4 protein-coding genes and 2 pseudogenes are annotated in these 6,491 nt (G+C 75.7%); 1 reads left to right on the plus strand and 5 read right to left on the minus strand.

Annotated elements, in window-relative coordinates:
* The 5 genes and pseudogenes from ACW0Q9_RS28135 to ACW0Q9_RS28155 all read right to left on the minus strand — a co-directional run.
* Positions 1-593: pseudogene (locus ACW0Q9_RS28135) on the minus strand (transglutaminase domain-containing protein); the annotation flags it as partial.
* Between the two features lie 2 nt (positions 594-595).
* On the minus strand, positions 596-1,786 hold the full coding sequence (locus ACW0Q9_RS28140) for a DUF58 domain-containing protein (RefSeq protein WP_456186387.1): 1,191 nt from the start codon (positions 1,784-1,786) through the stop codon (positions 596-598).
* Between the two features lie 3 nt (positions 1,787-1,789).
* Entirely contained in the window at positions 1,790-2,785 is a 996-nt protein-coding gene (locus tag ACW0Q9_RS28145) for an AAA family ATPase (protein WP_456186389.1), read from the minus strand.
* Positions 2,786-2,813: 28 nt separating this feature from the next.
* Positions 2,814-5,378: a fibronectin type III domain-containing protein gene (locus ACW0Q9_RS28150; protein ID WP_456186393.1), complete on the minus strand. Its 2,565-nt coding sequence runs from the start codon at positions 5,376-5,378 to the stop codon at positions 2,814-2,816.
* Positions 5,379-5,587: 209 nt separating this feature from the next.
* Positions 5,588-6,217: a fibronectin type III domain-containing protein gene (locus ACW0Q9_RS28155; RefSeq protein ID WP_456186391.1), complete on the minus strand. Its 630-nt coding sequence runs from the start codon at positions 6,215-6,217 to the stop codon at positions 5,588-5,590.
* Between the two features lies 1 nt (position 6,218).
* Here ACW0Q9_RS28155 and ACW0Q9_RS28160 point away from each other — a divergent pair.
* Positions 6,219-6,491: pseudogene (locus tag ACW0Q9_RS28160) on the plus strand (hypothetical protein); the annotation flags it as partial.

Here is a 6,491-nt window from a genome sequence, read left to right on the forward strand (position 1 = left end):
GCGGCGGCGACCGCGGCGAAGACCACCGTCGGCCCGACCGCCGGGTCCGCGTTCGGCCCGACCACGTAGAGCGCGCCGGCGAAGAGCAGCACGGGAGGCAGGTAGCCGAGCAGCACCCGGCCGGCCCGCAGCGCCACCTCGGCGGCGGCCAGCCCGGCCAGCCAGGCGGCCACCACCGGGACCAGCACGGTGTCCGGGGTCGGCTCCACCGGGATCATCGCGGTGAGCAGCCGCGGGATCGCGTTGCGGGCGGCGTCCGCCGCCACCTCGCCGAGGCCGCCGGGCAGCGCCGCGTGGCTGGCCGCCAGCCGCAGTGACAGCAGCGTCCAGCCGGCCAGGGCGGCCACCGACAGCGGCGCCACCAGCCAGGACGGCAGCCGCCGGGCGGCCACGCTGACCAGCACCGAGCCGACCGCCGCGCCGGCCGTCAGGCGGGTCAGCAACGGGTCCGCGTAGACCCGGCCGAGCACCACGCCGGCCAGGGCGATCATGACGATCAGCGCCAGCGGCACCGGCACGGCCCGCAGCACCCGCGCCGCGCCGCCACCCGCCCCGCCGGCCGGCGCGTCGACGCCCGGGCGCGGCGGGGTCACGGTCACCACCGGCGGATCCCGTCCCACTCGGCGGCGAACTCGGCGCCGTCGGCCGCGTCCACCACGACCAGGCCCGCCGCGCCGGCCGCCGTCGGCTCCGCCGCCCCGAACATCCCGACCACCACCGACGGGTACGCGCGGCGCAGCGCGCCCACGTGCCCCAGGTCGGCGCGGGCGCCCGGCCCGGTGAGGAAGACCAGCGTGTCACCGGGCCGGTCCTGCCGCAGCCGGGTCAGCGCGGCCCGCAGCACCTCCGCCCCGCCCTCGGCCAGCTCCGCCGCGGCGAGCCGGTCCAGCGGGCTGCGCGGCGCCTCCAGGCCGGCGTGTCCGGAGCCGTCGGTGCGTCCGGCGGGTTCCTCGGCGGCGGGGGCGACCAGCAGCAGGCTCACCGGCAGGTCCTCCCGGGTCGCGGCGGCGACCACCGACGCCGCCGCCTCGCACGCCGACTCGAACGACTCGGCCACCCCGGCGTCCCGGTCCGGGTGGGCAGCCGCCCGGTTGTCCAGCACCACCACCAGCCGGGGCAGGCTGGTGTCCACGTTCTCCCGCACCATCAGCTCGCCCACCCGGGCGCTGGTCCGCCAGTGCACCCGGCGCAGCTCGTCACCGACCACGTACTCCCGGAGCGAGTCGAAGGTGATCGAACCGTGCGGCACGCTGTCGGTGCGCCCGTCCAGGCTGCGGCCGGCGCCGGTCGGCACCGCCGACAGCGGGTGGATGCGCGGGTGCACCCACACCGGCACCGGGTCACCGTAGGCGCGGGCCAGCGCCACCAGGCCGAGCGGGTCGCGCCGGGTCACCCGCAGCGGCCCGACCGGCACCACACCCCGGCGCCGCGTCGGCACCGGGTAGCGCACCTCGGTGTCCCGGCCGGGACGCAGGCGCAGCAGCGGCACCGGCACCAGCCGGCCGCCGCACCGGTCCTCGGCCACCAGGTTCGCCGCCCGCAACCGCCCGGTGTTCCGCACCGTCAACACCATGGCCGCCGGCTCACCCCGGGCCACCCGGTCCGGGTCGGCGACCCGCTCGACCGTCAACCGGGGGCGCCAGGCGGCGGTCACCAGGGCGTACCCGACCGCGACGCCGGCCGCCGCGCCGAGCACGGTCAGCTCCGGGTACGCGTACCGGAAGCCGACCCCGAGCAGCACGACGGCGGCGACGAGCAGCCCGACGCCGCGGGCGGTGATCCCCACCGCTCAGCCGTGGACCGGGGCGGGCTGACCCGACGGCAGCGGCACCGGCACCGACGCGACCGCCTGGCGCAGCACGTCGGCCGGGGTCACCCCGCGCACCTGCGCGTCGGGGGTGAGCAGCAGCCGGTGCGCGAAGACCGGCTCGACCAGCGTCTTCAGGTCCTCCGGCATGATCCAGCCCCGGCCGTCGATCAGCGCGTACGCGCACGCCGCCCGGGTCAGCGCGATCACGCCCCGGGGGCTGACCCCGACCCGCACCTGCGGATGCGTGCGGGTCGCCGCGGCCAGCCGCACCGCGTACGCGTAGAGCGGCTCGGCGATGTGCACCCGCCGGGCCATCTTCACCATCTCGCCGACGGTGGCGGTGTCGGTGACCGCGGTGAGCGAGTCGGGGGAGCGGAGGGTGGCGCCCCGCAGCACCTCCACCTCGACCGCCTCCTCCGGGTAGCCGACGGAGAGCTTCACCAGGAACCGGTCGAGCTGGGCCTCGGGCAGCCGGTAGGTGCCGTCCATCTCCACCGGGTTCTGGGTGGCCACCACCAGGAACGGCTGCGGCACCGGGTGGCGTACGCCGTCCACGGTGACCGTGCGCTCCTCCATCACCTCCAGCAGCGCCGACTGGGTCTTCGGCGAGGCCCGGTTGATCTCGTCGGCGATCACGATGTTGGCGAACACCGGCCCCGGGTGGAACTCGAAGCCGCGGGTGGCCTGGTTGAAGATGGTCACGCCGGACACGTCCGAGGGGAGCAGGTCCGGGGTGAACTGGATGCGCCGCCACTGCCCCTTCACGGTCGCCGCGACCGCCCGGGCCAGGGTCGTCTTGCCCACCCCGGGCACGTCCTCGAGCAGGACGTGCCCCTGGGCGAAGAGGGCGGTCAGCGCCAGCCGGACCACCTGCGGCTTGCCCAGCACGACCGCGTTGACGTTCTCGGCCAGCCGGGCGGCCAGGGCGGCGAAGCCCTGCACCTCCGGCTGGGTGAGCGGTTCGTGGGTGTTCACGTGCGCGGTGCTCCTCGGTGCGGCGCGGTCAGCAGGTGGGCAGGAGGTTGATGTTGTCGCCACCCTCCAGGTTCAGCCAGGCCCACGGGATGTAGTTGCGTCCTGAGTACTCGACCTGCACCCACCAGGTGCTCTGCTTCTGGTTGTTGTAGATCCAGGAGTCGACGTTGTCGCCCTGCTTCCGGCAGTACGCCTTGAGCCGGGTGCCGGGCTTCGCCCAGCCGACCTGCTTGGCGTTGAGCTGCTGCGGCACCGAGAAGATCTCGTTGCCGTTGCGGCCGTCCACCTCGGCGTCGCAGTAGGTGCGCTGGTCGCCGCTGGGACCGTTGTTGCAGGTCGCGATCCCGTACAGCGCATCGGTGCCCTGCGCCCGGGTGGCGGTGCCCTTGCCGGCCGCGTTGGTCGCGGTCACCGTCACCGTGTAGGCCGTGCCCGGCGTCAGGCCGGTCACCCGCAGGCTGGAGCAGCTCCCGCTGGCCGTCTTGCCGCCGGTGGCGGCCGAGCAGGTGGCCCGGCCACCGCCCGCGTCCACGGTGAACGTCACCGTCACCGAGGTGGCGTCGGCCGACGAGCCGGTCACCGTGACCCGGGGCGCGGCCACCGTGCGGGCCCTCGTGCTGGCCTCCGCGCCGGGACCGGCCTCGTTGACCGCCTTCACCTTGACGGTGACGTTCTGCCCGTCGCCGAGGCCGCCGATCGTGGTCCGCACGTCGGTCACCTCGGTGGTCTTCCCGGCCGCCTCCACCACGTACTTCGTCACCGGGCGGCCGTTCTCCACGGCCGGCGCCCACTGCACCGCGATGGTGCCCGGCTGGTCGGCCACCGTGGACGCGCGCAGTTCGGTCGGCGCGGCCGGGGCGGTGAACGGCACCACCGTGTTGCTCACCGGCGAGGCCTTGGAACCGGCGCCCTTGTCGCTGACCGCGATCACGGTGAAGGCGTACTGGGTGCCGTACTCCAGCTGGCCGGCGGGGATGATCAGCTCGGTCTTGGGCGAGTCGCCGGCCGGGGCGGTGGCGCCGGCCGAACTGGCGGTCACCGCGTACTTCGTGACCGTGTTGCCCTGGCCGTTGGCCGCCGGCCACTTCACCAGCACCGTGCCGTCCGGCCGGGCCTCGGCCGTGACGCTGGCCGGCGGGTCCGGCACGGCGGCGGTCGGGGTCACCGGGTTGCTCCGGCGCGCCGGCCCGTCGCCCTTGGCGTTCACCGCGTGCACCGAGAACGTGTACGTCTCGCCGTTGGTCAACCCGGTGATCTCCAGGGCGCGCTGGTTCGCGCCCACCTCGTGGCGCTGGTCGGCGCCCTCCACCACGTACCGGGTGATCTCGGCGCCGTTGGACGCGGCCGCCTGCCAGCTCACCCGCGCCGACGCGTTGCCCGCGGCGGCGGTCACCGCGCGCGGCGCGCCCGGCTTGCCCACCTTCGGCTTCCTCGGCGGGGGCGGCGGCGGGGGAGCCGACGGCGGGTCGCCGCCGAGCACGTCGTTGGCGTACTTGTTGACCTCGCGGACCTGGTTCCGGTCGTCCACGACCTGCGCGGTGGACGAGTTCGGCGGGTTGATGAAGAGGTGGTTCTCGCGGACCTCCAGCTCCATCGGGCCGGGTCGGCCGGAGCCCTTGATGGTGTCGACGAGCTGCCCGTTCGCGTCGAACGAGTAGACCGTGCCGGTGGTCTCGTCGGCGCAGTAGAAGCGGCCCGCCCAGGCCACCGCCGGGCTGAGCCGCTCACCGGCGCCGGGCACCGTGAACCGCCGCACCTCGGCGCCGTCGCGGACCACGTGCACCGTCCGCTCGCCGGCCACCGTGACCGGCACCTGTGAGCCGCTGGTGCGCGTCGGCAGGCTGCCCGGGGCGGTCATCGTCAGGTTGGCCCGCTGCGTCCGGCCGGCCCGCACCGTGACCAGCGAGGCGGAGGTGCGGTCGAGCACCGCCACACCTTCGTCCAGGGTGGACACCACCAGCTCGTGGGCGGGCTCGGCGACCTCGTACGTCTCGACCCGCTTCGGGCTCAGCCCCGCCGGCGGCGCGGCGCCCGGCGTGGCGGGCAGCTCGGCGGCGGTGACGGCCGAGACCGTGCCCTCGCTCGGCACCGCGACCCACAGCTTGCCGGCGCCGTCGAACGCCCCGCCCGTGATGCCCGGCGGGTAGCGCACCGGCTCGCCCACCGGGGTCAGCGACCGCGGGTCGAGCTGCCGGACGATGCCCTGCACCGCGTCGACGACGAACGCCGCGTCCTCGTGCAGCGCGACGCTCACCCCGAGGCCCGGGGCGGTCGGCGTGGTCGCGGTGATCTGGAGGGTGGCCAGGTCCAGCGAGCTGACCTGGCCGGTGTTCAGGTCGCGCAGGATCAGCAGCCGGTCGGTCTGGGCGACCTGCATCTGGTGCCGGCGGCCGCCGGGCACCTCCATCCGGGTGTCCACCCGGGCGGTGACCCCGTTGACCCGGGCCAGCTCGCTGCGGCTGGTGCTCCACAACCAGGAGGAGGCGTCGTAGTTGGCCACCGCGTTGTCGGCGGCGCCCAGCCCGAGGACGGTCAGGCCCATCGCGGCCAGCAGCGCCGCCACGGTGCCGATGGTCACCAGCCCGCCCCGCATCCGGGACCGGGGGCGGGCCGTCTCCGGCCCGGTGCTCGTGACGTCCTCGATGGTGGTCACTGCCGGCTGCCTCCCCGTGTCGGTGGGGGAGGGCGGCGCGCGCGTGGTCGACCCTCCCCAGAGCCGGGAGCCATCATAGGGGCCGGCCGGGGCCGGTGGTACCCGGACCGTCCCGCTGTGGACACCGAGCGTGTCGTGGCGACGGCCGGTCAGTTGGGCGTGTTGCCACCCTCCCGGTCCGTGCAGACCTGGCCCGAGGTGGCGTAGGTGTCGGTCGAGTAGACGGCCAGCACCGTGAAGCAGTAGTCCAGCTTCGGGCTCAACCCGTTCACCGTGTAGCGGGTCTGCCCGGCGTCCACCGTGGCCATCACGCCCAGCTTCTGCCCGGCCTGCCCGCCGGCCACCACGAACGGAACACCGCCGCCCGTCGGGTCGGTCCAGGTGACCGTGATCGTGGTGGTGTCGTCCTGCAGGCGCAGGTCCCCCGGGGGCGGGCCACTCACCTTCGGCTTCGCCGCGCTCGGCGCCGGCGCGGGCGGCGGCGCCGGATCCCGGTTGAGCAGCACCGCGCCGGCACCGACCGCGGCAGCCACCGCGACCACCACGGCGCCGGCCACCACGGCCACCACGGTCCGGTTGCGACCGCGCGGCTCCGGCTCATCCGCCACCGGGTACGCGGCCGGCTGGTGGAACGCCGGCGGCACCGCCGGCCAGGCCCCCTGACTCGGGTACGCCTCCGGCGCCGGCTGCTTCGACTCGGGAAACGTCAGCAGGTCGTCGTAGACCGGCAGCGGCCGGGCCGCCTGGTCACCGCTCTCCGGCGCCGGGACCGCGTCCACCGTGACCGGTTCGTCCGCGACCGGCTCCGGGTGCGCGTCGTCGGACCGGTCGACCGGCTGCGGCGGGGCCGCGCTGCTCCACGGCGGCGCGGTCATTCCCCAGGGCGGCACGGGCGAGGCGCTGACCGAAGCGGCGGCGGGCGGCCCGCTCACCGACGGCGGGAACCCGGGTGTCGGTGGCCCGCTCACCGGTTGCCCGGGTGGCCCGCTGACCGGGTACCACCTGGTGGCGCACGCCGGCGCGCTCCCCGGCAGCCAGCAGGTTGGTCATGGA

The sequence above is a fragment of the Micromonospora sp. I033 genome, assembly GCF_053890995.1.